The sequence below is a fragment of the Arthrobacter sp. zg-Y1110 genome (assembly GCF_025244865.1).
In the GTDB taxonomy this organism is placed as follows: Bacteria; Actinomycetota; Actinomycetes; order Actinomycetales; family Micrococcaceae; genus Arthrobacter_B.
On record NZ_CP104272.1, the window covers coordinates 1,817,000 to 1,841,628 of the forward strand.

The following is a 24,629-nucleotide window of genomic DNA, read 5'->3' on the forward strand; positions in this document are numbered from 1 at the left end:
GGGCATTTACTTGCTGCTCGCTTCGGCGGCCAGGGCCCGCACGACGTTTTCGATTTCGCGGACCCCTTCGTCGCGGTTCAGCAGGTGCAGCCGCAGTACGGGGCGGCCCTGGTCCGCGAGGACCTGCGCGTCACCGGCGGCCTGCGCGCTGATGAGTTCGCCGAAGGAGAAGGGCCGGTCCGGGATGCCGATGTCCTGTGCGGGCTTACCTGTGATCTGCAGGTAGACTCCCTGCGCCGGGCCGCCCTTGTGGAACTGGCCGGTGGAGTGCAGGAAGCGCGGACCCCAGCCGAAGGTCACGGGACGGCCGGTGGCTGCAGCAAGCTCCGGACGGATCTGCTCCAGGTCTGCCTGCCGGAAACGGTCGAGGTAGGCCTGGACGCTGAGGTAGCCGTCCGTGCCGAGGTGCCGGAGCAGGGCCGCCAGCGCGCCCCTCAGGGTGTGCGCCGTGCCAAGGAGATCAGCCGGCCCGCGTACCTCGACGGACCCGTCAATGAAGGACGGTTCCGTGGGCTCCGGGGTAGCGTCAAGCAGTCCGCGTGCCGCCTTCTTCGCAGCTTCGACGTCCGGCTGGTCAAACGGATTGATGTTCAACAGGCGTCCGGCCACCGCCGTCGCGAATTCCCAGAGCATCATGGAACTGCCCAGGCTGCCGGAAACCACTATCTGGTCCCCTTCAGGGAGGACGTCGGAATCGACGGGGACAATCCGGACGGTGAGTACGTCGCCGGCACCGGAAACCATCTCCGGGGCGCCGGGTTCGACGGCGACGGGCAGCAGGCCCGTGCCGAGCTTGCCGGTGGATTCCGCGATCAGCTGCTCTGCCCAGTCGGGGAAGCCTGCCAGTCCGGAGCCTTCGTCCACAATCACGATCTTGTTGCGCAGCGGGCCGGTTCCGCCGAGGGCCGCTCCAAGTTCCAGGCCGATGTTGTCCGGCGCGTCGTCCCGGAGGATTTCGGCTGTCATCTCGGCGTCGTCCAGCAGGGTTTCAATGTCCGCGCCGGCCAGGCCCGAAGGCACCAGCCCAAACGCCGTAAGGGCGGAGTAGCGCCCGCCGACGTTGGGGTCGGCGTTGAACACGGCGCGGTAGCCGGCCTCGCGGGCCGCTGCGTCCAGCGGCGACCCCGGGTCGGTGACGACGACGATGCGGGACTTGGCGTCGATACCGGCGTCGGTGAAGGCCTGTTCGAACACCCGGCGCTGCGAATCCGTCTCCACCGTGGAACCCGATTTCGAGCTCACGACAATGACGGTCTCGGACAGCCGGTCGCCGAGGGCGGCCGCAACCACGTCCGGGTCGGTGGAATCCAGGACTGTCAGGTCCACGCCCGCAGTGCGGGTAATGACCTCGGGCGCCAGGGAAGAGCCGCCCATGCCGGCCAGGACCACGCGGGTCACTGACTCGGCGGCGAGCTCTTCCCTCAGCGCCGCGATCTGTCCCACGAGCGGCCGGGAGCTTTCCCCGGGGTTGAGCCAGCCGAGGCGGATGGACGCCTCGGCTTCGGCATCTGGTCCCCAGAGGGTGGGATCCTGGGCCACGAGGCGGGAGGCGACTTCATCCCCCACGAGTTCGGGCACCTTGGCGTCGACGGCAACGCTGGCCGCCCCGGCTGCTTCAAAGGACAGTGTGGTCATTTTTTCCTATGCCTCTTTCGCGGTATCCAGTGCGGTCTGAACGGTCTGGAGGAGTTCGCCCCAGCTGACCACGAACTTATCCAGGCCTTCGGTCTCCAGCTGCTCCACAACGTCGTTGTAGGAGATGCCAAGGCCGTCCAGCTGGTCGAGGACTGCATTGGACTCCGCGTACGTGCCGGTGATGGTGTCACCGGTGACTTCGCCGTGGTCCGCAGTGGCTTCCAGCGTCTTTTCCGGCATGGTGTTAACCGAGTTCGGTGCCACGAGGCCGGTGACGTACAGGGTGTCCGGCAGGGCCGGATCCTTCACGCCGGTGGAGGCCCAGAGCGGGCGCTGGGCGTTGGCACCGGCCGCGGCCAGCACCTGCCAGCGTTCGCTGGCGAACTGCTCTTCGAAGACCTGGTAGGCCAGGCGGGCGTTGGCCAGGCCGGCCTTGCCCTTCAAGCCCTTGGCCTCGTCGGAGCCGATGCCGTCCAGGCGCTTGTCGATTTCAGCGTCGACGCGGGAGACGAAGAAGGACGCCACCGAGTGGATGGTGGAGAGATCGTGTCCGTTTTCCTTCGCCTGCTCAATGCCGAGCATGTACGCGTTGATGACCTCGCGGTAGCGCTCGAGGGAGAAGATCAGGGTCACATTGACGCTGATGCCCGCGGCCAGCGTGGCGGTGATGGCCGGCAGGCCTTCCTGGGTGGCGGGAATCTTGATCAGGACGTTGGCTCGGCCAACCTTGTCGAAGAGTTCCTTCGCCTCGTTGATGGTGCCCTGGGTGTCACGCGACAGGCGCGGATCCACCTCGATGGAGACGCGGCCGTCGACGCCGTTGGTTGCTTCGTAGACCGGTGCAAAGACGTCGCAGGCCTGGATGACGTCGTCGGTGGTGATTTCGAAGACGGACTTGTCGACGTCGGCACCCGAACGCGAGAGCTGCTGCACCTGGGCGGCGTAGGACTCGCCGTTCGCCAGTGCGGCTGCGAAGATGCTCGGGTTCGTGGTCACGCCGACCACGTTGCGCTCATCGATGAGCTTCTTCAGGGAACCGGAAACAATCCGTTCGCGGGAGAGATCGTCGAGCCAGATGGAGACTCCGGCTTCGGAAAGCCGGGCGGTGGGAGTGGAAGTCATTGTTTGATGCTCCTTTAAGTAAGGGGATTACTGCTGGTCGCCGGTCTCGGTGGACTGTGCTCCGGAAGCGGCACCGGTTGTGCCGTCGGGAGCGGATCCGTTGCCGCCGACAGCGGCGAGGGAATCACGGGCAGCCTGGGCCACGGCGTCGGCAGTGATGCCGAATTCGCGGAACAGCGTCTTGTAGTCGGCGGAGGCACCGAAGTGCTCCAGGGAGACGCTGCGGCCCGCGTCGCCGACGATTTCACGCCAGCCGAGGGCAATTCCCGCCTCGACGGAAACCCGGGCACGGATGTCCTTGGGCAGTACCGACTCGCGGTATTCCTTGTCCTGCTTGTTGAACCACTCGATGCTCGGCATCGAGACCACGCGGGCGGCTACGCCTTCGGCAGCGAGTGCTTCGCGGGCTTCAACAGCCAGCTGGACCTCGGAACCGGTGCCGACCAGGATGACGTCCGGCGTCACGACGCTGCCGTCGCGGACGGCTTCGGCAAGCACGTACCCGCCGCGGGCGGCACCTTCGGCGGAGCCGAACTCGGTGGCGGTGGCCGCGCCGGCGCCCCGGGCATAGGTGGGGATGTTCTGGCGCGTCAGCACGATGCCGGCCGGGTTCTCGGTGTTCTCCAGGATGGTCCGCCAAGCGACGGCCACCTCGTTGGCGTCGCCCGGGCGGACGACGTCGAGCCCCGGGATCGCGCGCAGGGAAGCGAGCTGCTCCACCGGCTGGTGGGTGGGACCGTCTTCGCCCAGGCCGATGGAGTCGTGGGTCCAGACGTAGATGGCAGGCACGCCCATCAGCGCGCCCAAGCGGATGGCCGGACGCTGGTAGTCGCTGAAGATCAGGAACGTACCGGAGAAGGCGCGCGTGTTGCTGTGCATCGTGATGCCGTTGACGATTGATGCCGCTGCGTGCTCGCGGATGCCGAAGTGCAGCACCCGGCCGTACGGGTTGCCGGACCAGGCGTTGGTCTGCTTTCCCGCGGGGATGAAGGAGGGGGAGCCTTCAATGGTCGTGTTGTTGGACTCGGCGAGGTCGGCGGAGCCGCCCCACAGTTCCGGCAGTGCCGGGCCGATGGCGGAGAGGACCTTGCCCGAAGCCGCACGGGTGGACATGTCCTTGCCGGCTTCGAAGACGGGCAGCGATGCCTCCCAGCCCTCCGGCAGCTCGCCCTTTTCCAGGCGGGCCAGCAGTGCGGAGCCTTCGGCGTTTGCTTCCTCCCAGGCCTTGAAACCTTCGTTCCACTTCTCGTGTGCCTCGGCGCCGCGGGCTACTGCCTGGCGGGCGTGCTCGAGGACCTCGGGGTCGACGTCGAAGTTCTTGGCCGGGTCGAAGCCCAGGGTTTCCTTCAGCGCGGCCACTTCGTCGGTGCCCAGGGCGGAACCGTGGATCTTGCCGGTGTTCTGCTTGTTCGGTGCAGGCCAGCCGATGATGGTACGCAGGGAGATGATGGACGGCCGGCTCGTTTCGGCCTTGGCTGCCATCAGGGCGTTGTAGAGCTCGTGAACGTCCTCGACGTATTCGCCCGTCTTGGTCCAGTCCACCCGCTGGGTGTGCCAGCCGTAGGCTTCGTAGCGCTTGAGCACGTCTTCGGTGAAGGCAATGTCGGTGTCATCTTCGATGGAGATGTGGTTCTCGTCGTACAGGACCACGAGGTTGCCCAGTTCCTGGTGCCCCGCCAGCGAGGAGGCCTCGGCCGTAACGCCTTCCTGCAGGTCGCCGTCGGACGCAATGACCCAGATCGTGTGGTCGAACGGGCTGGTGCCTTCGGCAGCGTCGGCGTCGAGCAGGCCGCGCAGGCGGCGCTGGGCGAACGCGAAGCCAACCGAGGACGCCAGGCCCTGGCCCAGCGGGCCGGTGGTGATTTCGACGCCGTCGGTGTGGCGGTATTCGGGGTGGCCGGGGGTCTTGGAACCCCAGGTGCGCAGGGACTGCAGGTCCTCGAGTTCCAGGCCGTAGCCGGAAAGGAAGAGCTCGATGTAGAGCGTGAGGGAGGTGTGCCCGGGGGAGAGGACGAAGCGGTCGCGGCCAATCCACTGCGGATCGGACGGGTCGTGGCGCATGACCTTCTGGAACAGAAGGTAGGCGGCCGGAGCCAGGCTCATGGCCGTACCGGGGTGGCCGTTGCCGACCTTCTCCACGGCGTCGGCAGCCAGGACGCGGACGGTGTCCACTGCCTTGCGGTCTGTCTCGGTCCAGATCAGTTCTTGCTCTTCCATATGTGGCACGTTTACCGGGCCCCTCTCTCTACAGACAACCGGCGCCGTACAGCGCCGGAGATGCCCGGAAGCCCCCCGTGAACGGGGTGCGTCCGGTTCCTTTACCACTACAACCAACGGCAGACGCAAATCGATACCGCGTTCACGGCATAACTTGTTCCGCGTTCCGCAGCCGACGCCGCGGATACTGCTTAATACTGTTTGTTGCTTTTCCCGTGCCGCAGCGTAATTAGCCGCGGGAAAGGTCCGTTCCAACCTTATCGTCTAAGGCTGCTTCCTGCCCGCCCCCGCGGCATGATCCCGGCCTTCGGGCCGCGGCTGTTCCGTTTCCTGCAGGTGTGCGGGCGCATGCGTATTCCATACTTCGATTTCTACAGCCGATAGAGGTTATGATTAGGACGGATTTTTCGTTCCAGATTGGATAAAGTGATCGCTTCGTGACTACCCAGCATGCCGAGTCTCCGGTCCACACGGGGAAGATGACGGCGGGCCGCAAGGTCCGGGCATACGTGGCGCTCACCAAACCGCGCGTCATCGAACTCCTGCTCGTGACCACGCTCCCCACCATGATCTTCGCCGAACAGGGACTTCCGTCCCTGGGCCTGATCCTGGTCACCATGATCGGCGGCGCACTGGCAGCAGGAAGCGCCGGTGCCTTCAACTGCTATATCGACCGCGACATGGACAAGCTGATGAAGCGGACCAAGAACCGTCCGCTGGTCACCGGCGAGGTGTCCCCGCGGGAGGCCATGGTCTTTGCGTGGGTGCTGGGTGTTATCGCCATTGCCCTGCTCTGGTTCGGGGCCAACCCGCTCACCGGCCTGCTGGGCCTCGGAGCCATCCTCCTGTACGTGGTCTTCTACACGCTGATCCTCAAGCGCCGCACCACCCAGAACATTGTCTGGGGCGGCGCCGCGGGCTGCATGCCCGTACTCATCGCGTGGGCCGCCGTCACCGACAAGGTGGAATGGCCGGCCATCATCCTGTTCATGATCATCTTCCTGTGGACGCCGCCGCACTACTGGCCGCTGTCCATGAAGTACGGCGAGGACTACCGCAACGCCAGCGTGCCGATGCTCGGCGCAGTTGCCGGCGCCAAGCTCGTCTCCGTCCAGGTGGTCCTGTACGCCTACGCCACCGTGGCCTGCTCGCTGCTGCTCGTTCCCGTTGGCGGTGCCGGCTGGGTCTACACCATCGCCGCCCTGCTCTCCGGCGGCTGGTTCGTGGCCGAGGCCCACAAGCTGCATTCCCGGGCCCAGCGCGAAGAGCTCAATGACAAGTCCGCCATGAAGGTCTTCCACCTGTCCATCAGCTACCTCACGATCCTCTTCCTGGCTTTGGCCGTGGATCCGTTCGTGGGCGGCGCGCTGGTCTAGCCTTTCCGCTTTACTGTGGCCGGATCCCTTCGGGGGTCCGGCCATTGTTGTGTCTGGGGTTCCGTGTTCCGTGCTCCGTGCTCCGTGTTCTGTGCTCCGGGCGTTCCGGAACGGCGGCTACGAAACTCCCGGCTCGCAGAGCTCGCCGGGAGTATTAAAGCCGCCTACCCCGGAACGTCCTCCGCGCCTGTTACAGCACCGTGTGCCTCATCGGCTGCACCCGCGCAGCTGTTCATAGTGCAGTTAATGCCGGTAACGGAACGGACAGACAGCATCTACTGCACTCTGAATGCAGTAGCCCCCGGCCGGGCGGGTCCGGATCCGTCCGTGCACAGCATCCCAGGCTTTGGGACTCCTGTTGCTGCCGGGGTCACACCCGCAACAGGAGCACCAGGGCGTGGGACACCGTGCGGGAGGCAGCCCTTGCGTGCACAGCATCCCAGGCTTTGGGACTCCTGTTGCTGCCGGGGTCACACCCGCAACAGAAGCACCAGGGCGTGGGACACCGTGCGGGAGGCAGTCCTTGCGTGCACAGCATCCCAGGCTTTGGGACTCCTGTTACTGCCGGGGTCACACCCGCAACAGAAGCACCAGGGCGTGGGACACCGTGCGGGAGGCAGTCCTCCCGAACACAGGCCCCGGGGGAAAAGAAGAAGGGCCGGACCCCGTCAGGAGTCCGGCCCTTTCTTCGGCAAATGCGCCCGTTACAAGAGGCGCCCGCTACTTCCGAACAGCCCGGGTCTTGCGCGCCCGCCGGGCCTGCTGGACCGCGATGGCGGCCCCGCCGGGAACCTGCTTGTTGAAGCCGATGTAGACGGCCTGGGCCGCTGCGGCCGTCAGCAGGCATGCACCGAACATGTGCAGGGCCACCAACGCAATAGGCAGGTGCAGGAAGTGCTGCACGTAGCCGATGGCGGCCTGAGCCAGTACGACGACGGCCAGCACCATCACGGCCCGGCGCACCCGGGCATCGGTCGCCCTGCGGAGCACCAGGTAAAGGGCCACGGCCAGCGCAAAGACCAGCAGGTAGACGGGAACCACGTGGATGCGGGTGATCAGGTCCGGGTTCAGGCCGTTACGCGCAGCTCCGTGGTCGCCGGCGTGCGGGCCGGAACCGGTCACTACTACACCCAGCACCACGGTCAGGGCGGACAGGACGCCGATGGCGCCCAGCACGGGGCGGAGGCTTTTATCCGCCAGCGGAGCATGGCGCGCCTGGAGATCCATCGCGGAAAGCCTTGAGCGATTCACCATGACCACGGCCACGGTGATCATGATGGTGGAGGCAAGGAAGTGCAGGCCCACAACCCACGGGTTGAGGTCCGTGAGGACGGTGATCCCGCCGATGACGGCCTGTGCCGGGACTCCGGCCAGCAGTGCAATGGAAAGCCACCAGAGATCACGGCGTTCGGACCGCAGGCGCCACACGGAGAAGACCATCGCAAAGGCAATGGCCGTAAGCACGAAAGTGAGCAGCCGGTTGCCGAACTCGATGACGCCGTGCAGCCCCATCTCGGGCGTCGTGACGAGGGAATCGGCCGTGCACAGCGGCCATTCAGGACAGCCCAGCCCGGACGCTGTCAGGCGCACGGCACCGCCGGTCACCACGATAACTATGTTGGCCACCAGCGAGGCCACGGCAAGGTTGCGGATAAGGCGTCCGGCCACCGGCAGCTGGCTGTTCGATTGCCGGGAGGGGACACCGGCCGAGGTTGATGACACGGTTTCTAACTCCATTTGAACCAGCGGACAGCACCCAGGCCGCCCAGTATTGTCCACGCCAGAAGGATCAGCGTGGCGGAAATGTTGAACTGCGAATCGATCAGGGCCGAGCGCAGCGCGTCGCCAAGGGCCGCGGAGGGGAGGACCTCGATAAACGGCTGCAGTACCTGGGGCAGGTTGCCTACGGGGATGATGATACCGCCAGCGGCAGCCAGGAGGATCCACAGGAGGTTGGTTATGGCCAAGGTGGCCTCAGGCCGAACGGTCCCGGCGACCAGGAGGCCGAGGGCCGTGAAGGCCACCGCGCCGAGCACCAGCTGCACGGCGGCCGGCAGCAACCCGCTCAGCTCCGGCTGCCAGCCGAACAGCAGCGCCGCTACGGAGACCAGAACCACCTGGATGACCAGGACGGCCAGGACCGCAATGACCTTCCCGGCAATCAGGCCGGTGCGGCCCAGGGGGGTGGTGGACAGGTAGCGGAGCACGCCGTACCGGCGGTCAAAGCCGGTGGCGATGCCCTGCCCGGTAAAAGCGGTGGACATGGCGCAGAGCGCGAAGATGCCCGGGGCAGCCATGTTGATCCGGCTGGGTCCGTAGCCGTCCAGCAGGGGAGTGACCACCAGGGCCACCATGGCCAGCAGCGGCAGGACCACGGCGAGGATCAGCTGTTCGCCGTTGCGCAGCATCGTCAGGGCCTCATAGCGGCCCTGGTTCAGGATGCGCGCCGGCAGCGATGCGGGAGCACTCAACGGATGGTCCTTCCGGACAGGTCGAGGAAAACGTCCTCGAGGGTACGCGAAGCCATATGTACTGAAGAAGGCAGGATGTTCCGTTCCGCCCACCACGAGGCCAGTGCGGCCAGGTCGTGGGGAGTCAGCGCCCCCCGGACGGCGTAGTGTCCGGGTGCGGCCTCCTGCACCTCCAGATGCTGCAGCCGCCCGGAGGAGAGGGCGACGACGTCGAGCCCGGGTTCGGCGTCGAACGTCAGCAACCGCTGCTCGGCGGGTGAGCCGGGGGAGCCGGTGGCGGAGGTGAGCTCGGCTACGGTGCCCGAGGCGACGGTCTTGCCGGCGTCGATGATGTAGACGTAGTCGGCCAGCTTCTGCGCGTCGTCCATCAGGTGGGTGGTGAGGATGATGCCGAGCCCCTCGTCCCGCAGCTCGGTGATCAGGTCAAACACGATCTGGCGTGACTGGGGATCCAGTCCGGCGCTGGGTTCGTCCAGGAAAAGGACCTCGGGGCGGCCGATCAGCGCCGCGGCCATGGCCAGTCGCTGCTTCTGCCCGCCGGAGAGACGCCGGATTCCGGTGTTGGCGAAGCTGCGGATGCCCAGGCGGTCCACCAGCTCGGCGACCGGCCGGGGCGCCTCATACATGCGGGCCACATGCTCAAGCAGGGCCACGGGACGGGCCGACGGCGGTAGTCCGCCTTCCTGGAGCATCACGCCTACGCGGCTGCGGAGGCGGGCGTCTGCACGGTAAGGATCCTGTCCGAGCAGGCGGATTTCCCCGCCGTCAATGGACTGCAGTCCCTGGGCGCATTCAAGCGTGGTGGTCTTTCCCGCTCCGTTGGCACCAAGGAGGGCAGTGACGGATCCGCGGCGGGCAGTGAAGTCGACGCCGGCCAGCACACGGATCATTTTGCCGTCGAGACCAGCAACCGGGCCGCAGTCCTTGATCAGACCTTTAATGGTCAGGCAGGGTTCATCGATAGGCACCTGCATATTCTACGTTAGGTAGTACAGGACGCCGGCACGGGCGGACACGCGCGATGGACCATGGCGATGGGAAGCCTTGCCTTAGTGGAATCGGGGAACAGATTAGGTCATGCTTGTGTTGTGTATTCTGTGAGCAACTCTGAGACTAAGGCGGCGGCCGTGCCGAGCGCTGCCCGCGAAGCGGAGGAGCGTACCCGGGACAAGGTGCTGGGTGCGGTTCTGGAGCACGGCCCGGTCAGTGCCGCGGAGCTGGGGGAACGGTTGGGCTTCACGCCCGCCGCCGTGCGCCGCCACCTTGACGCCCTCTCGGGGAAGGGCCTGATCCAGGTCAAGCTTGTCCGTAATTCCTCTTCCGGTGCAGGAAGGCCGGCCCGGCGGTACGTATTGAGCCCGCAGGGACAGGCCCATCTCGGCAACGACTACCTCGACATCGCCACTGAGGCGCTGCGCCAGCTCGGTGCAGCCCTTGGACCCCAGGCAATCGAGGCGTTTGCCGCGGAACGGTTCGGCCGGATGGAGGAACGTTACCGACCCGTCGTCGACGCCGCCGGTCCCGAACTCGCCGACCGCGCCGAGGCGCTGGCTGCCGAACTGACGAAGGACGGTTTCGTCGCGTCGACCACCATGATCGGCGCCGCGGCGAAAAAGAGCACGCTGCTGAGTATCCAGCTGTGCCAGGCGCACTGCCCCATCCAGGGACTCGCCACGGCCTACCCCGTCTTCTGTGACAAGGAGACCGAAGTTTTTGCCCGCCTGCTGGAGGTGGACGTCCGCCGTCTGTCCACGCTCTCCCGCGGCGGCCATGTTTGTACGACCCACATCCCCGTGGGTCGGACCCGATCCGCGCCGCAGGTTCCCCTGCACGCCGAGACCAACCAGTCCACATCCATTCATCAGCAAGAAAGGCCGTGATGACGGATCAAGTAACCCAGAAGCCAACGGCACCTTCCATGGTGCCGGAGTCTGTGATTTCAGACATCCTGGAGAAGAACCCTGAACTCGAGGGCATCGGTACATACGAGTACGGATGGGCAGACTCGGACGTCGCCGGTGCTACGGCCCGCCGCGGCCTGAGTGAAGAAGTCGTCCGCGACATTTCGGCTAAGAAGAACGAGCCGCAGTGGATGCTGGACCTTCGCCTGAAGGGCCTGAAGTACTTTGAGCGCAAGCCCATGCCGACCTGGGGTGCAGACCTCTCCGGCATCGACTTCGACAACATCAAGTACTTCGTCCGTTCCACGGAGAAGCAGGCCAACACCTGGGAAGACCTCCCCGAGGACATCCGCAACACGTACGAGAAGCTCGGTATCCCCGAAGCTGAGCGCGGCCGCCTGGTTTCCGGCGTCGCAGCGCAGTACGAGTCCGAGGTTGTCTACCACCAGCTCCGCGAGGACCTGGAACGCCAGGGCGTCATCTTCCTGGACACGGACACCGCGCTGAAGGAACACCCGGAAATGTTCCAGGAGTACTTCGGCACCGTCATCCCTGTCGGTGACAACAAGTTCGGCTCGCTGAACACTGCCGTGTGGTCCGGCGGTTCCTTCGTGTACGTCCCCAAGGGCGTCCACGTAGAGATCCCGCTGCAGGCCTACTTCCGTATCAACACGGAGAACATGGGCCAGTTCGAGCGCACCCTGATCATTGCGGACGAGGATTCCTACGTCCACTACATCGAGGGCTGCACCGCGCCGATCTACACGTCGGATTCGCTGCACTCCGCCGTCGTCGAAATCATCGTGAAGAAGGGCGCCCGCGTCCGCTACACGACCATCCAGAACTGGTCCAACAACGTGTACAACCTGGTGACCAAGCGCGCCATTGCACACGAGGGCGCCACCATGGAATGGATCGACGGCAACATCGGCTCCAAGGTCACCATGAAGTACCCGGCTGTCTACCTGGTCGGCGAGCACGCCAAGGGTGAGACCCTGTCCATCGCCTTTGCCGGCGAGGGCCAGCACCAGGACACCGGATCCAAGATGGTCCACATTGCGCCCAACACCAAGAGCTCCATCATTTCCAAGTCCGTGGCCCGCGGCGGCGGCCGTGCCGCTTACCGCGGCCTGGTCCAGGTCCGCGAAGGCGCCACGCACTCGGCCAACACCGTGCGCTGCGACGCCCTCCTGGTGGACACCATCTCCCGCTCGGACACGTACCCGTACGTGGACATCCGCGAAGATGACGTCACCATGGGCCACGAAGCCACTGTCTCCCGCGTCAGCGAGGAGCAGCTGTTCTACCTCATGTCCCGCGGCCTTCCCGAGGACGAGGCAATGGCAATGATCGTGCGCGGCTTCATCGAGCCGATCGCGCGCGAACTGCCCATGGAATACGCCCTTGAACTCAACCGCCTCATCGAACTCCAGATGGAAGGAGCCGTCGGTTAATGTCGAAGCTTAACGACGTCGTCGAAACCGTGACCGAAAAGGTCAGCAATGTAGTGGAGGAGGTCAAGGCGAAGGTAGGTTCCCCTCGGGAAACCAACCGTGTGCGCATTGACGGCTTCACCGAGGAGGGCGAAAACCTCTCCCCGCTGAACGAGGACTCCTCACCGCTGGGCGGCGACAGCAGCAAGTCCCACAGCCACGGTGGCGGAGAGGGCATCCCGGACAGCTCACGCGCCGGCCGCACCACCTCCTTCCACCGGGCTGACTTCGGCAGAATGACCGGCCGCGAAGAAGACTGGCGGTTCACCCCGCTCAAGCGCCTGCGCGGACTGCACACCGCGGACCTCGATGGAACAGCTCCCGAGCTGGCCGTCGTGGCCCCCGACGGCGTGCGGGTCGAGAGCATTGCCCGCACCGACTCCCGCATCGGCTCCGCCGGCATCCCCGAAGACCGGGTTGCCGCCGCCGCGTGGGAAGACTTCCGCGAGGCCACTGCCGTAACCATCCCCGCCGAGACCGTAGTTGACGGCAGCGTCACGCTGACCATCAACGGTGTCAGCAAGGATCCGGCCGCGCAGCACATCGTCATCACCGCGGAGAAGTTCTCCAAGGGCGTTGTGGTCCTGGACCACAAGGGTTCGGCTGTGCTGTCCCAGAACGTGGAAATCGTCGTCGGCGACGGTGCTGAACTGACCGTCGTGTCCGTTCAGGACTGGGACGACGACGCCGTGCACGCCTCCGCGCAGTACGCCAAGATCGGCCGCGACGCGAAGTTCAAGCACGTCGTCGTCAGCCTCGGCGGCGACCTGGTGCGCGTCACCCCGTCCTCCAAGTTCACCGCCACCGGCGGCGACGTGCAGATGTTCGGCCTGTACTACGCCGACGCCGGCCAGCACCTGGAGCAGCGCCTGTTCGTGGACCACGCAGTGGCGAACTGCAAGTCCCGCGTGATGTACAAGGGAGCCCTGCAGGGCCGCGACGCGCACACCGTCTGGGTTGGCGACGTCCTGATCCGCAAGGAAGCAGAAGGTACCGACACGTACGAAGTCAACCGCAACCTGCTGCTGACCGACGGCGGCCGCGCCGACTCCGTACCGAACCTGGAGATCGAAACCGGACTGATCGAGGGTGCCGGCCACGCCAGCGCCACCGGCCGGTTCGACGACGAGCACCTGTTCTACCTGATGGCACGCGGTATCCCCGAGGACACCGCCCGCCGCCTGGTGGTCCGGGGCTTCCTCACCGAGATCATCCAGCAGATCAAGGTACCTGCCCTGGAAGAGCGTCTCACCGACGCCGTCGAGCGCGAGCTCGAAGCCTCCGGAGCCTACTGAGACCAAGTCCGGGTGCCGGATAATCCCGGTGCCCGGACCCTCTCGCCTTCCATCCCCAAAGCTTAGTAACGCACCCGCGGGTGCAAAGGAGAAAGCCAACTCGCATGTCTACTCTTGAGATCAAGGATCTTCACGTCAGCATTGAGACCGAACAGGGCCGCAAGCCGATCCTGAAGGGTGTCAGCCTGACCATCAAAACCGGTGAGACGCACGCCATCATGGGCCCCAACGGCTCCGGCAAGTCCACCCTGGCCTCCACCATTGCCGGTCACCCGCGCTACAGCGTGGACAGCGGCTCCATCACGCTCGACGGCGAAGACGTCCTGGCCATGAGCGTGGACGAGCGTGCCCGCGCAGGTCTCTTCCTGGCCATGCAGTACCCGGTAGAGGTTCCCGGCGTCACCATGACCAACTTCCTGCGCACCGCCAAGACCGCGCTCGACGGCGAAGCCCCCTCCCTGCGCCACTGGACCAAGGACGTCAAGGCGGCCATGGCCGACCTGCGCATCGATGCCGACTTCGCCCAGCGCAACGTCAACGAAGGCTTCTCCGGCGGCGAGAAGAAGCGCGTCGAGATCCTCCAGATGGAACTCTTCCACCCCAAGATCGCCATCCTGGACGAGACCGACTCCGGCCTCGACGTCGACGCCCTGAAAATTGTTTCCGAAGGCGTTAACCGCGAGCACTCCAAGGGCGGCATGGGCACGCTGCTCATCACGCACTACACGCGTATCCTTCGTTACATCAAGCCCGACTATGTGCACGTCTTCGTCGACGGCCACATCGCCGAGCAGGGCGGCCCCGAACTTGCCGACCGCCTCGAAGAAGAAGGCTACGACCGCTTCACCGGCGCCAACGCCGCAGCCGGCGCGTAGTAAAGACAGCTGAAGGAGCAAATATGAGCGACTCCGATCTGGCCTCCACGTCCCTTGAGGACGTCGAAGAGGCCCTCAAGGACGTCATTGACCCCGAGCTCGGGGTGAATGTCGTTGACCTTGGCCTGCTCTACGGCTTGAAGTACGCCGAGGACGGCGCACTGCTGATCGACATGACGCTGACGACGGCGGCCTGCCCGCTGACCGATGTGCTTGAAGAGCAGACCGCCCAGGCCCTGGACGGCGTCGTTGATGAGTGGCGCCTGAACTGGGTATGGATGCCGCCGTGGGGACCTGACAAGATCACCGACGACGGCCGCGACCAGATGCGGGCCCTCGGCTTCAACATCTAGAGGTTCGGCAGCTAGCAGTCGAACCGGCAACAGGCAGGGCCGCTTCCCCAATGCGGGGAAGCGGCCCTGTCTGCGTGCTAGCGTGTCCGCCATGGGGAACAGCATCCATTTTCATGACCAATATCTGGCGGCCTGGAACGAAGCCATGGCAACGGGCGACAGCGCTCCGATCGAAACCTTCCTGTCGCCGGACTACCACGGCTGGCTGGGACAGGAAGCAGCTGCCGCTGAGCCGTTTGACGCGGCGACGGCACGCGCAGGGTTTGGCGGCACCGTGGCCGCCCTGCGGGGGAGTACCGTGCATGCGGACTTCCGGACAGTCACGCCCCGCGGCCGGGACGAGGCGGTGGTGTTCTACGAGATGACCTACCGTTCGGGCGGCGAGGTGACCGGGCGTGCCCTGCTGATGGAATCCTGGCGGCTCCAGGACGGCCGGTGGCAGCTTTGCCGCGATTTCACCGAAGTGAACGTCGGGCAGCCGGCTGCCTAGGATGCCGGGGCAGTCCCTGCCGCCGCTTTACGCCCATATGATCGAGTGCGGCGTGGTCGATCTGGATCCGTGGCACCTCTTACAGGGAGAGGATCAGGTGTGGCGCGCCCGGCACATTGAACAGGTATTTCCCGGCTGGGCCATCGTCCCCTTTGCCCGCAGGACTGATAACGACGACGTTGCGTGCTGGACAGGCAGCGGCGTTGTCGTGATCGATGACTGGGACTTGACGTGGAAAAACGGGATGCCGATACGTCATGTGCAGGATGAATACGCCACGATGGGTGAGTGGCTGGTGGCGGCCGTGCAGGATTTTGTCGAGTTCGAGTGGAGTTGAGGAACGTGGGATCGATGGCTAAGCCACTGAGCCGGACAGAGATCAGCCGGGTGTTGTCCCATGCGCTGCGTCATGCTCCGGAAGAGTATGCGCTGGAGCTGGATGCGGAGGGTTGGGCGCCGGTTACTGAGGTACTCAGCGCCCTGCACCGACTTGGCCCGGAGTGGGAGTCTGTTGACAAGCAGGTGCTCGTTGAAGTGCTGGAAGCCGCGGAGAAGAAACGGCACCAGATGAGCGACGGGCGGATACGCGCCGTGCACGGCCATTCCGTCCCGGTACAGCCTGCGCAGGCACCCAGTACGCCCCCGCCGGTGCTTTTCCACGGCACCGCGCCTGCTGCTGTGCCGCAGATTCTCGCGGCCGGGATACTTCCGATGCGGCGGCAGTACGTCCATCTGTCGGACTCCGTGGAGCAGGCGCGTCAGGTGGGACAGCGCAAGGACGCCGATCCCGTGATCCTTACTGTGGATACCGGTGTCGCCGTGGCCCAGGGGACTAGTTTCTACCGATCGGATTCAGGAGTCTGGCTGGCTGAGTCCGTTCCGGCTTCCGCTGTGTCCGTGCCGGGAGCCTGAGCGTAGGGGACGACGCTGAGGGGCTGGGGGCTGCCGCGTTTAGCCGGACCGATGCCCGAGTCGATGGTCCGTGAACAGGCCAACGGAACTGGCGTGTCCGGGGTAGGTAGTAGCTTTTGAAAGACGGGTATTTCCGGTTTTCGGGTCAGGCCGGTTTGGGCCGGTTTTCGGGCCTGGAATGTCAGTGCGGGATGAAATCCTGAGGTATGGATCAGCTCGGAAACACCGAACGGACAACCGAAGTACCAGGCAGTGAAGACCGGCAGCCCGAGGGGCAGGCCGGGAAGGCGGAGGCGCCCCGTGCGGCCTGTACCCTGGCGGTCTATCGGGCGGAACTGGCCGCCGAGCCTTCCGTGGCCGCTGACGGTACTACTCAGGTCGGAAGTCCCGACGCCGAATATCCGGACGGCTTTACCGGGACACTGGTGCTGCAGAACCTTGAGGCCTTTGACGTGCAGACGGTCGGCGAAGCCCTGTCCCGGATGGAACATTTGATGTCCTGGGTGCAGGCACTGGAGGCCCGCCTGGTCAACCGCATGGAGGAACTTTTCCGGGAGGACTTTCGTGCGGCCTCGGGGCGGCTTGAGCCCGGGATGGCATTCAGCCTGGCGTCTTCCGAATGCGCCGCGATCCTGAATGTCCCGCAGGTCACCGCCCAGCGGATGATGTTCGAAGCGGACAGGCTGTGCAGCACCCATGCGGCCACCCTGACCGCCTTGGAAGAAGGACAGCTTAGTTACCAGCACGCGCAGGTAGTGCTGGACCAGTGCCTGAACGTTCCACCGGATCAGCTCCCGGAGTTCGAGGCGGACCTGCTGGCGGCTGCGTCCGGACAAACCCGGGCACAGTTCTCCTGTAAGGCCCGGCGTCTGCGGGAAAGGAAGTTTCCGGAGACCGTCAGCAAGCGGCACCTGACCGCGTTCGAACAGCGCAAGGTCACTCTGGACCGGGAAGAGGACGGCATGTCCTGCCTTTCCGCGCACCTGCGTGCGGCCGAAGCCCAGCAGATCTACACGGCACTCAGTAGTGCTGCCCGGGGCGAGCAGTCCGCGGGGGATTCCCGGACTGTGGATCAGCTGCGTGCGGATATTCTGGCGCAGCTGCTGATGGGCGGCAGCCGTGGACTCTTCGCCGCGGCGGAAACCCAACGCGGGGCCGGGCACGCCGAGGGTTCCGGGTGCTCCGCCGGTGGCGGAGACGCCGGAGGCGACACCCGGGGTGACGGAGGCATCGTCTGCCCGGAAGGCACCACCGTTTTAAAGACCGGGCCGGACGAGGGGATCGTCCCACGAACCGAAATCATGGTCCTGATCAACGCTGAAACCCTCTTCGGCGCCGACGACCAGCCCGCTGAACTGCACGGTTACGGGCCCATCAGCGCAGAAGCAGCACGCAGGCTGGCCCGTAACGCCGTCGGGTGGACCGGGCTGGCGCAGGATCCGCAGACCGGAGAAATCCTCGGGGTAGGACGGCGGCGGAAGGTCCCGGCCGGGCTCCGACGCTGGCTCCGCGCAAGGGACGGAACCTGCAGATTCCCCGGTTGCCGGGTCAGTACGGCGAATTCGGACGTTGACCACACCATCGACTGGGCCCAGGGCGGCCCTACAGACCACGGGAACCTGGAACACCTTTGCCGCCGGCACCACCGGTTCAAGACCCTCGGTTTCTGGAAGGCCTGCCAGCCTACGCCGGGAGTCATCGAATGGACGTCCCCGACCGGACGCATCTACCGGACCGAGCCCTTCCTGGAACTCGGACCACCGGAAGCGGGTCCTGGGCCGGAAGCGGGTCCTGGGCCGGAAGCGAGTCCGGGTCCTGGGCCGGAAGCGAGTCCGGGTCCGCGTCCGGAAGCTAGTCCGAGTCTGGGTCCGAGTCCGGGTCCGGGTCCGGCGCCGGGTACAGATTCCAAGCAAGTGCCACAGAAGGACTCGGTGCTGCAGGACGACGTGCTGCAGGACTCCCTGCCGGAACAAGGGCCACCATTCTGATGCCGCCTTCCTCGCCCGCTAAACGCCACCGGAGATCAGGCCCAGGGACGAGACAGCCATCCGGCCAGACCCTACGGGCGGGACAGGTCCGCAGCGCTGAAGGTATCGCACTTTTCCAGGCTGCCGCCGTCGTTGTAGCCGGCCAGGAACCACGCCTGGCGCTGGGCACTGGACCCGTGGGTCCAGCTCTCCGGGTTCACCTGACCGGTGGCCGAAGCCTGGATCCGGTCATCGCCGATGGCGGACGCCGCAGAGAGTGCGTCACTGATATCGGCTTCGGTGAACGGAGCCAGGAAAGGCACGTCCGAGCCCGGAGCCGGCTGGTCTGCGGCATGCCGTGCCCACAGGCCGGCATAGCAGTCGGCCTGCAGCTCGGTGCGTACGGAGGCAGAGTCCGCACCCTGCGGATCGGCGTTCCGGCCCGCACTGGAGCCGGTGATCTGCTGGATGTGGTGGCCGAACTCATGCGCGACCACGTATTCCTGTGCCAGCGGACCGCCGGAGGAACCGTAGTTGGTGACGAGGTCGGAGAAGAACGCGGTGTCGTAATAGGTCTGCTCGTCTGCCGGGCAGTAGAACGGACCGACAGCGCTGGTCGCCGTGCCGCAGCCGGTGGTGGTCCGGTCGGTAAAGAGCACCACGCCGGGCTCCGTGTAGGTCAGGCCGTAACCGTCCAGATACGGTGCCCAGAAGCTGTCCAGGCTTTCGGCGGTGCCCAGAATGCGGCAGTCCAGCCGTTCGTTGGCGTCTTCGCCGTTCAAGCAGGTATCGATGCTCTCGGACTGCGCCTGGCCGGCGGCTACACCGGAGCCGTCGCTCAGGCCGAGGCCGTCAATGACGTCCGACCCGAAGAACAGGGACAGGATCAGCAGAAGCCCGCCGCCCAGTCCACCGCCGACTGCAATGCCCTTGCCTTTGCCGCGCCGGTCGCTGACCCGCGAGGAATCCAGGCGCGCGTTGTTATTGAAACTCATGCCCTCAGGTTATCGGTTGCCTTGGTCAACCTTCGTGTCGGAGCTTTCCCCGATACCGCGTGCAGCCAGGGCATCGCCGGTCTGCCGGGCATAGGCAACCGCACGGATCACCACGGGGACGGTCAGCGCGCGGGGATTGCGCTCCAGTCCACGGGCCATGGCAGATTCCCGGACATCCCGGGCGGACCCGAGCAGGAACGGAATGCTGCGCAGCATCAGCGCCAGGGTCAGCCCGAAACGTTCCGGGTCCGCACCGAGCGGTTCCAGCGGACGGGCCAGCGACACGAGCCCGTCCAGCAGCACCTGCGGTGCAGTGGTCAGCGTCAGCAGCCGAGCCGCCACTACGCAGACCGCAATACTGCCGGTCACCAGGACCGCTGCCAGCACGCCGGACGCCCACCACTGGAAAGCCCCCAGCAGCACCAGGACCGGCCACATCAGCTTCAGCGGCACCCAAGCCTCCCGCAACAACCGGGCGCCGGCATAGGCCGCCAGCACCAGGACTGCGGCAACCACCAGCACCACAGGGGAGCGCAGCGCCAACACAGCAACGGACAGCACAACCAGAGCGCCCGCCTTCAAGCCCAGCGGCGCCGCATGCACGGGCGAAACGCCGGGGCGGTAGGCGCCCAGCAGATCGTAGGAGCCAGTAGAACGCTTCATCCCACCCCCAGCGCCAGCGCCCGGTACGCCGCAATAGCTTCGCGAGGGCCGCCGTCGAACACCACCGCGCCGGCATCCATCACCAGCACCCGATCCGCGTCGGCGGCGAACTCCAGATCATGGGTGGTGTAGATGACCTGCTGCGGAAGGGAGGCAAAGACTTCCCGCAGCCGGGCGGTGTTCCTCAGGTCCAGCAGCGTGCTGGGCTCATCTGCCACCAGCACGGCAGGCTCAACGGCCAGCACCGATGCCAGGGCCATCAACTGGCGTTCGCCGCCGGAAAGGTCGTAGATGCTTCGGTCCGCCAATTCCAGCAGCCCCAGGGCCGCCAGGCGGGCCTCGGCAGCTGCGCGCCGCTGGGACCTGTTCCGGATCGAGGCACGCAGGGACAGCTCGACGTCGTCCCGTCCCGTGGGCATCACGAGCTGCGAGAGGGGATCGGTGAAAACGAACCCGACCCGCCGCCGCACGTCCGCTCCGTGCCGGGCAGTGTCCAGGCCGTCCACGCTGACCGTGCCGGTATCCGGCCTCACCAACCCGTTCAGCAGCTTCAGCAGCGTGGACTTCCCGGAACCGTTGGCGCCGACGACGGCGGTGCGGGGAGTGTCCAGCGTCAGCGACAGCAGGTGCAGGATCGGTTCCGCGGATTCCCCTGGCACCCCGGGAGGAATCACGGAAACGTCCTGCAGCAGGATGCAGGACATCAGCGGCCGCCGCGGTCCCGAACAGCCATTCGTGGAAAGGCCTTGAAGACACTGACGGCCACCGCAGCGGCAAGCAGGTTCTTCACCACGTCACCGGGCCAGAACGCCATGTCCGCTGCCAGCGCTGCGGGGAACGAGAGATGCCCGTTGAGCATAAGTCCCGCGATGCCGGCCGGATGCACCACGGCGAAGCTCGTGGCCAGTCCCGCGGCGAACAAGAGAACCATCCGCCCCTTCCGGGCGCGGCGCAGCACCAGGCCGGCAAGCAGGCCGACGACGGCGGCCGCCACCGGGAAGGACAGCAGGTACCCCGCCGACGGCCCGGCCAGGACACCCAGGCCACCGCGGAAACCGCTGAAGACCGGCAGGCCGGCCAGGCCAGCCACCAGGAAGAGGCCCACTGCCGCTGCCCCGCGCCCGGGGCCAAGGAGCATCCCGGTAAGCATCACCGCCAAGGTCTGCAGGGTGATCGGCACGCCCGCTCCCAGCGGCACGCCGGGAAGGATGGAGAAGACGGCGGTGAGGGCGGCGAAGACGGCAATCAGGGACAGGTCCGCCGAGGTCCACCTGGAGCGCCTCGTACCGGTGGAACCGTGAGTGCCAGGAGAGCCGGGGGAGCCGTGCGTGCCGGTGCCGGGGAGGGGGCGCGGCGCGTTGGCCGATGTGTTGTTCATCGCTGCACTTTTCCTTGTAGGGGAAGAAAAACGGTCCGGATTTCGTTTCGAACATTAGCTGCGCCGGAGCGGGATTCCATTGGAGGTTTTCTACAAATGGGCCAGGGCGGCTAGACTGGAAAGGCTGTTACGGCCAACCAGGCCCCCATGACCGGTCATTGTGACCCTTCCCGCCTCGGTGGAATCCCACCGTTCAAGGCCCGCGCGCCGCGCAGCGTATCTGCAATACCAAAAACCTTCGAAAGGTCCACTGAGTGATTTCCGTATCTGGTCTCGAGCTGCGTGCAGGCGCACGGCTGCTCATGGAAGCGGTTTCATTCCGTGTTGACAAGGGAGACAAAATCGGGCTGGTTGGCCGCAACGGCGCCGGCAAGACCACCCTGACCAAGGTCCTGGCCGGCGAAGCCCTCCCGGCAGCCGGCCACGTCAAGCGCGTGGGCGACATCGGCTACCTGCCCCAGGACCCGCGCACCCCGGACATGGACCAGCTGGGACGGGATCGGATCCTCTCCGCCCGCGGGCTGGACAAGGTTTCGGCGCAGCTGAAGAAGTGCCAGGACGAGATGGCCAGCGATGATCCGAAGATCTCGCAGAAGGCAATGAACCGCTATGACCGGTTGGAGTCCGAGTTCCTCTCCGCCGGCGGGTACGCCGCGGAGTCCGAAGCGGCCACCATCTGCTCCAACCTCGCCCTGCCGGACCGGTTGCTGAACCAGCCCCTGAAGACCCTCTCCGGCGGCCAGCGCCGCCGCGTGGAACTGGCGCGCATCCTGTATTCCGACGCCGAGACGATGCTCCTCGATGAGCCCACCAACCACCTCGACGCCGACTCCATCGCCTGGCTGCGGGAGTTCCTGAAGAACCACACCGGCGGCCTGATCGTGATCAGCCACGATACCGAGCTGCTCGAAGCGACCGTCAACAAGGTCTTCAGCCTGGACGCCAACCGCGCCACCATCGACATCTACAACATGGACTGGAAGCGCTACAAGGTCCAGCGCGAGACCGATGAGCGCGCCCGCAAGCGCGAGCGTGCCAACACCGAAAAGAAGGCCGGAATCCTGCTGGCCCAGGCCAACAAGATGAAGGCCCGCGCGTCCGGCGCCTCCGCGGCCCAGAGCATGCTCAAGCGCGTGGACCGCCTGATGGGCGGCCTGGACGCCGTCCGCGCCAATGACCGCGTGGCAGCCCTCCGCTTCCCGGATCCGGCCCCTTGCGGCAAGACCCCCATGACCGCTGAGGGCCTCAGCAAGAGCTACGGGTCCCTGGAAATCTTCACCGACGTGGACCTCGCCATTGACCGCGGTTCAAAGGTAGTCATCCTGGGCCTCAACGGCGCCGGCAAGACCACCCTGCTGCGGATGCTGGCCGGCGTCGACAAGCCGGACACCGGCAAGGTCATTGCCGGACACGGGCTGAAGGTGGGCTACTACGCCCAGGAGCACGAGACCCTCGATACAGACCGGACCGTTCTGGAAAACATGCGTTCCTCCGCGCCCGATATGGACGACGCCGAGGTCCGCAGCGTGCTGGGTTCCTTCATGTTCAGCGGCGACGACGTCGAGAAGAAGGCCGGAGTCCTTTCCGGCGGCGAGAAAACCCGTCTGGCGCTGGCCACCATCGTGGCCTCCTCCGCCAATGTCCTGCTGCTGGACGAACCCACCAACAACCTGGACCCCGCGTCGCGTGCCGAGATCCTGGGCGCCCTGAGCAACTACACCGGTGCCGTGGTGATGGTCAGCCACGATGAGGGCGCCGTTGCGGCGTTGAACCCGGAACGCGTAGTGCTCCTGCCGGACGGCGACGAGGACCACTGGAACGAGAACTACCTCGACCTGGTGACCCTGGCCTAACCTCCGGCCCATCCCGTACACAAAGGCGGCCCCGCTCCGATCGGAGCGGGGCCGCCTTTGTGTCAGTGGGAGCAGGTGTCTGCGGAAGCGGTGGGTTAGAACCCCTGGGCGTCCAGGATCGCGTCCTCTTCCTCTTCGCCGGTGGGCCCGCGCTTTTTGCGGCGCGGCGGACGACGCCGGGACGGAGTCGGGTGGGCGGCGATTATTTCATCGTCGTCCTCCTCGTCATCGTCGATGCCGTCGTAATACCGGTTGAGGGCTTCCTGGCGGGCGGCGTATCCCAGCCCGATGAACATCATCAGCGCGAACCCGTACCACTGCAGTCCATACGAAAGGTGCAGGCCCTCGTCCACCTCCGGCCGCGGTGCGCTTTCGGGTGCGACGGCGGCACCCGGGTCCTCGCTGGCCATGAGTCCGTAGGAGCCCTGGTGCAGCGGGTAGTCCAGCTGCTCCGCGAAAGCCTCCAGGTCGATGGAGGGGAGCTGGCCTTCAGGGGCGCTGCGGGTCAGGGTGGGTTCGGCGGCCTTGATCCGGGCCACCACGCTCACCCGTCCCTCGGGGGCGGCAGGGATGCTGTCCGGCCGGCCGGCCTCGTCGTCGCCGATCGGCAGCCAGCCGCGGTTGACCGCCACGCTGGTGCCGTCATCAAGCTTCAGCGGCACCAGGACCTCGTAGCCGGGCCGGCCCTTCAGCGGGCGGTTGCGGATGATGCGCTGCTCGGAGGAGTCGTACGTTCCCTCAAGCTTCACGGGCAGCCATTCGGCTGCTTCGTCGTAGGTGTCGAAGTAATCCCTGGCCTCGTCATAGGGGACCGGCGCGGCGTCGTAGTTGGATTCGATCCGGGCGCTGTCAGCGAGGGAGGCTTCACGGCGGTCCATCTGCCACTGGCCCAGCCCTACACAGGCGGCCGCAAGGATGCAGACGAGGACAAACCAGCCCAGCCAGCGGGCCGAAAAGAGGAAACGGTACATTTACGCCGTACCGCCTTCAGTGCTGCCGTCCAGCGGGAGGGTTTCCTTCCAGAGTCCGCGGGTGCGCAGGTAATCCTCCAGCCAGTCCCGGTGCTCATCGCAGGCAAGCCAGGTCTTGCGGCGTTCCGGGGTGTGGATGCGGGGGTTGTTCCACAGCAGCTGCCAGCTTGCGTTGAGCCGGCAGGCCTTCCGGGAGCACACCGGGGTGCCGGCGCCTGCGTCCGGGTTGCCGGAGAGGGAATCGAGGAGGTTCATGCTGGGGGATCAGGCCTTGTCTTCGTTGTCATTGATGTCGTCGTTGTCTACGATTTCGCCCGACAACACAGTGGTTTCGGGACTTTCACCGGGTTCTTCGGCCACCCGCGGAGCGTCCAGCGCGGTGGCCGGCGGACGCTCTATCATCGCATCCGAGCCGGTCATCAGCCGGGTATCCGAGCCTCCGTTGGCGATGATGACCGCGAAGTAGGGGAGCACCACCGCTCCGGCAATCACCACCCACAGCAACCAGCCGTGCACGAAGAACATCAGGAACAGGCAGACCACACGGATGCCCATGGACACGCTGTACTTGATCATGCGGGCGCGCATTTCGTCCGTGTGCGGGCTGGGCGCGTCGGTGATTCTGGGGACGCTCTCCCCGCGGTTTGTGTCCCTAGCCATCA

24 protein-coding genes are annotated in these 24,629 nt (G+C 65.8%); 11 read left to right on the plus strand and 13 right to left on the minus strand.

Annotation, left to right across the window (positions count from 1 at the left end):
• Positions 1-6 precede the first annotated feature (6 nt).
• The 3 genes from N2K99_RS08430 to tkt are packed head-to-tail and all read right to left on the minus strand — an operon-like array spanning position 7 to position 4,974.
• Positions 7-1,635, minus strand: a complete 1,629-nt coding sequence (locus N2K99_RS08430; protein ID WP_227933492.1) for a glucose-6-phosphate isomerase — start codon at positions 1,633-1,635, stop codon at positions 7-9.
• A 6-nt stretch (positions 1,636-1,641) separates the two neighbouring features.
• Positions 1,642-2,757, minus strand: a complete 1,116-nt coding sequence (tal, locus tag N2K99_RS08435) for a transaldolase (RefSeq protein ID WP_227933493.1) — start codon at positions 2,755-2,757, stop codon at positions 1,642-1,644.
• A 27-nt stretch (positions 2,758-2,784) separates the two neighbouring features.
• Positions 2,785-4,974, minus strand: a complete 2,190-nt coding sequence (gene tkt / locus N2K99_RS08440; protein ID WP_227921712.1) for a transketolase — start codon at positions 4,972-4,974, stop codon at positions 2,785-2,787.
• Between the two features lie 479 nt (positions 4,975-5,453).
• Here tkt and N2K99_RS08445 point away from each other — a divergent pair, with 479 nt between their 5' ends.
• On the plus strand, positions 5,454-6,350 hold the full coding sequence (locus N2K99_RS08445; protein ID WP_231709393.1) for a heme o synthase: 897 nt from the start codon (positions 5,454-5,456) through the stop codon (positions 6,348-6,350).
• A gap of 720 nt (positions 6,351-7,070) precedes the next feature.
• On the opposite strand, the gene N2K99_RS08450 is transcribed toward N2K99_RS08445, so the two are convergent.
• Genes N2K99_RS08450 through N2K99_RS08460 form a run of 3 tightly spaced genes read right to left on the minus strand, consistent with a single transcriptional unit; the run spans position 7,071 to position 9,789 of the window.
• A complete protein-coding gene (locus tag N2K99_RS08450) occupies positions 7,071-8,072 on the minus strand; it encodes a heme A synthase (RefSeq protein ID WP_227921707.1) in 1,002 nt (333 codons plus the stop codon).
• Between the two features lie 5 nt (positions 8,073-8,077).
• Positions 8,078-8,821 carry an ABC transporter permease gene (locus N2K99_RS08455; protein WP_227933494.1) on the minus strand — a complete coding sequence of 248 codons (744 nt, stop codon included), beginning with the start codon at positions 8,819-8,821 and terminating at the stop codon, positions 8,078-8,080.
• Entirely contained in the window at positions 8,818-9,789 is a 972-nt protein-coding gene (locus N2K99_RS08460; RefSeq protein WP_374200042.1) for an ABC transporter ATP-binding protein, read from the minus strand. Before N2K99_RS08460 ends, N2K99_RS08455 begins: the two co-directional genes overlap by 4 nt.
• Before the next feature lie 159 nt (positions 9,790-9,948).
• On the opposite strand from N2K99_RS08460, the gene N2K99_RS08465 reads away from it, so the two are divergent.
• From N2K99_RS08465 to N2K99_RS08505, 9 genes are all read left to right on the plus strand, one after another.
• Entirely contained in the window at positions 9,949-10,701 is a 753-nt protein-coding gene (locus tag N2K99_RS08465; protein WP_227921701.1) for a metalloregulator ArsR/SmtB family transcription factor, read from the plus strand.
• Positions 10,701-12,176: a Fe-S cluster assembly protein SufB gene (gene sufB, locus N2K99_RS08470; RefSeq protein ID WP_269436537.1), complete on the plus strand. Its 1,476-nt coding sequence runs from the start codon at positions 10,701-10,703 to the stop codon at positions 12,174-12,176. The genes N2K99_RS08465 and sufB overlap by 1 nt, the downstream gene beginning before the upstream one ends.
• Entirely contained in the window at positions 12,176-13,510 is a 1,335-nt protein-coding gene (gene sufD / locus N2K99_RS08475; protein WP_227921698.1) for a Fe-S cluster assembly protein SufD, read from the plus strand. Before sufB ends, sufD begins: the two co-directional genes overlap by 1 nt.
• Positions 13,511-13,614: 104 nt before the next feature.
• On the plus strand, positions 13,615-14,385 hold the full coding sequence (sufC, locus tag N2K99_RS08480) for a Fe-S cluster assembly ATPase SufC (RefSeq protein WP_227921696.1): 771 nt from the start codon (positions 13,615-13,617) through the stop codon (positions 14,383-14,385).
• 23 nt (positions 14,386-14,408) lie between these two features.
• Positions 14,409-14,738: a metal-sulfur cluster assembly factor gene (locus tag N2K99_RS08485; RefSeq protein WP_227921694.1), complete on the plus strand. Its 330-nt coding sequence runs from the start codon at positions 14,409-14,411 to the stop codon at positions 14,736-14,738.
• Positions 14,739-14,829: 91 nt separating this feature from the next.
• A complete protein-coding gene (locus N2K99_RS08490) occupies positions 14,830-15,228 on the plus strand; it encodes a nuclear transport factor 2 family protein (protein ID WP_227933496.1) in 399 nt (132 codons plus the stop codon).
• Positions 15,229-15,280: 52 nt separating this feature from the next.
• Complete coding sequence (locus tag N2K99_RS08495; protein ID WP_227933497.1) at positions 15,281-15,565, plus strand: hypothetical protein; 285 nt, start codon at positions 15,281-15,283, stop codon at positions 15,563-15,565.
• Positions 15,566-15,579: 14 nt separating this feature from the next.
• A complete protein-coding gene (locus N2K99_RS08500) occupies positions 15,580-16,140 on the plus strand; it encodes an RNA 2'-phosphotransferase (RefSeq protein ID WP_227921687.1) in 561 nt (186 codons plus the stop codon).
• A gap of 206 nt (positions 16,141-16,346) precedes the next feature.
• Positions 16,347-18,128, plus strand: a complete 1,782-nt coding sequence (locus N2K99_RS08505) for an HNH endonuclease signature motif containing protein (RefSeq protein ID WP_227933498.1) — start codon at positions 16,347-16,349, stop codon at positions 18,126-18,128.
• A gap of 71 nt (positions 18,129-18,199) precedes the next feature.
• Here N2K99_RS08505 and N2K99_RS08510 read toward each other — a convergent pair whose 3' ends face one another.
• From N2K99_RS08510 to N2K99_RS08525, 4 genes are read right to left on the minus strand one after another with little or no spacing between them, the layout of a single operon-like run.
• Positions 18,200-19,102 (minus strand): neutral zinc metallopeptidase, encoded by a 903-nt coding sequence (locus tag N2K99_RS08510; RefSeq protein ID WP_227933499.1) that lies wholly within the window; start codon positions 19,100-19,102, stop codon positions 18,200-18,202.
• Between the two features lie 9 nt (positions 19,103-19,111).
• Complete coding sequence (locus N2K99_RS08515) at positions 19,112-19,765, minus strand: energy-coupling factor transporter transmembrane protein EcfT (protein WP_227921682.1); 654 nt, start codon at positions 19,763-19,765, stop codon at positions 19,112-19,114.
• Positions 19,762-20,469 (minus strand): energy-coupling factor ABC transporter ATP-binding protein, encoded by a 708-nt coding sequence (locus N2K99_RS08520; RefSeq protein WP_227933500.1) that lies wholly within the window; start codon positions 20,467-20,469, stop codon positions 19,762-19,764. The genes N2K99_RS08515 and N2K99_RS08520 overlap by 4 nt, the downstream gene beginning before the upstream one ends.
• On the minus strand, positions 20,469-21,143 hold the full coding sequence (locus tag N2K99_RS08525; RefSeq protein ID WP_227933501.1) for a biotin transporter BioY: 675 nt from the start codon (positions 21,141-21,143) through the stop codon (positions 20,469-20,471). The genes N2K99_RS08520 and N2K99_RS08525 overlap by 1 nt, the downstream gene beginning before the upstream one ends.
• A 254-nt stretch (positions 21,144-21,397) precedes the next feature.
• Between N2K99_RS08525 and N2K99_RS08530 the strand changes: the two genes are divergently transcribed.
• Positions 21,398-22,996 (plus strand): ABC-F family ATP-binding cassette domain-containing protein, encoded by a 1,599-nt coding sequence (locus tag N2K99_RS08530; RefSeq protein ID WP_227921679.1) that lies wholly within the window; start codon positions 21,398-21,400, stop codon positions 22,994-22,996.
• A gap of 95 nt (positions 22,997-23,091) precedes the next feature.
• On the opposite strand, the gene N2K99_RS08535 is transcribed toward N2K99_RS08530, so the two are convergent.
• Genes N2K99_RS08535 through N2K99_RS08545 form a run of 3 tightly spaced genes read right to left on the minus strand, consistent with a single transcriptional unit; the run spans position 23,092 to position 24,627 of the window.
• On the minus strand, positions 23,092-23,967 hold the full coding sequence (locus N2K99_RS08535) for an SURF1 family protein (RefSeq protein WP_227933502.1): 876 nt from the start codon (positions 23,965-23,967) through the stop codon (positions 23,092-23,094).
• Positions 23,968-24,222, minus strand: coding sequence for a hypothetical protein (locus N2K99_RS08540; RefSeq protein WP_227921675.1), 255 nt, complete (start codon positions 24,220-24,222; stop codon positions 23,968-23,970). It abuts the gene before it with no gap.
• 9 nt (positions 24,223-24,231) lie between these two features.
• A complete protein-coding gene (locus N2K99_RS08545; RefSeq protein WP_227933503.1) occupies positions 24,232-24,627 on the minus strand; it encodes a DUF3099 domain-containing protein in 396 nt (131 codons plus the stop codon).
• Positions 24,628-24,629 lie beyond the last annotated feature (2 nt).

Bases quoted from the DNA above. Each gene is read 5' to 3' on its own strand.
- sufB (WP_269436537.1), top strand. From the start codon at position 10,701: ATGACGGATCAAGTAACCCAGAAGCCAACGGCACCTTCCATGGTGCCG.
- sufD (WP_227921698.1), top strand. From the start codon at position 12,176: ATGTCGAAGCTTAACGACGTCGTCGAAACCGTGACCGAAAAGGTCAGC.
- N2K99_RS08515 (WP_227921682.1), bottom strand. From the start codon at position 19,765: ATGAAGCGTTCTACTGGCTCCTACGATCTGCTGGGCGCCTACCGCCCC.
- N2K99_RS08525 (WP_227933501.1), bottom strand. From the start codon at position 21,143: ATGAACAACACATCGGCCAACGCGCCGCGCCCCCTCCCCGGCACCGGC.
- N2K99_RS08430 (WP_227933492.1), bottom strand. From the start codon at position 1,635: ATGACCACACTGTCCTTTGAAGCAGCCGGGGCGGCCAGCGTTGCCGTC.
- N2K99_RS08485 (WP_227921694.1), top strand. From the start codon at position 14,409: ATGAGCGACTCCGATCTGGCCTCCACGTCCCTTGAGGACGTCGAAGAG.
- N2K99_RS08505 (WP_227933498.1), top strand. From the start codon at position 16,347: ATGGATCAGCTCGGAAACACCGAACGGACAACCGAAGTACCAGGCAGT.
- N2K99_RS08540 (WP_227921675.1), bottom strand. From the start codon at position 24,222: ATGAACCTCCTCGATTCCCTCTCCGGCAACCCGGACGCAGGCGCCGGC.
- tal (WP_227933493.1), bottom strand. From the start codon at position 2,757: ATGACTTCCACTCCCACCGCCCGGCTTTCCGAAGCCGGAGTCTCCATC.
- N2K99_RS08500 (WP_227921687.1), top strand. From the start codon at position 15,580: ATGGCTAAGCCACTGAGCCGGACAGAGATCAGCCGGGTGTTGTCCCAT.
- N2K99_RS08490 (WP_227933496.1), top strand. From the start codon at position 14,830: ATGGGGAACAGCATCCATTTTCATGACCAATATCTGGCGGCCTGGAAC.
- N2K99_RS08520 (WP_227933500.1), bottom strand. From the start codon at position 20,469: ATGTCCTGCATCCTGCTGCAGGACGTTTCCGTGATTCCTCCCGGGGTG.
- sufC (WP_227921696.1), top strand. From the start codon at position 13,615: ATGTCTACTCTTGAGATCAAGGATCTTCACGTCAGCATTGAGACCGAA.
- tkt (WP_227921712.1), bottom strand. From the start codon at position 4,974: ATGGAAGAGCAAGAACTGATCTGGACCGAGACAGACCGCAAGGCAGTG.
- N2K99_RS08535 (WP_227933502.1), bottom strand. From the start codon at position 23,967: ATGTACCGTTTCCTCTTTTCGGCCCGCTGGCTGGGCTGGTTTGTCCTC.
- N2K99_RS08445 (WP_231709393.1), top strand. From the start codon at position 5,454: ATGACGGCGGGCCGCAAGGTCCGGGCATACGTGGCGCTCACCAAACCG.
- N2K99_RS08510 (WP_227933499.1), bottom strand. From the start codon at position 19,102: ATGAGTTTCAATAACAACGCGCGCCTGGATTCCTCGCGGGTCAGCGAC.
- N2K99_RS08545 (WP_227933503.1), bottom strand. From the start codon at position 24,627: ATGGCTAGGGACACAAACCGCGGGGAGAGCGTCCCCAGAATCACCGAC.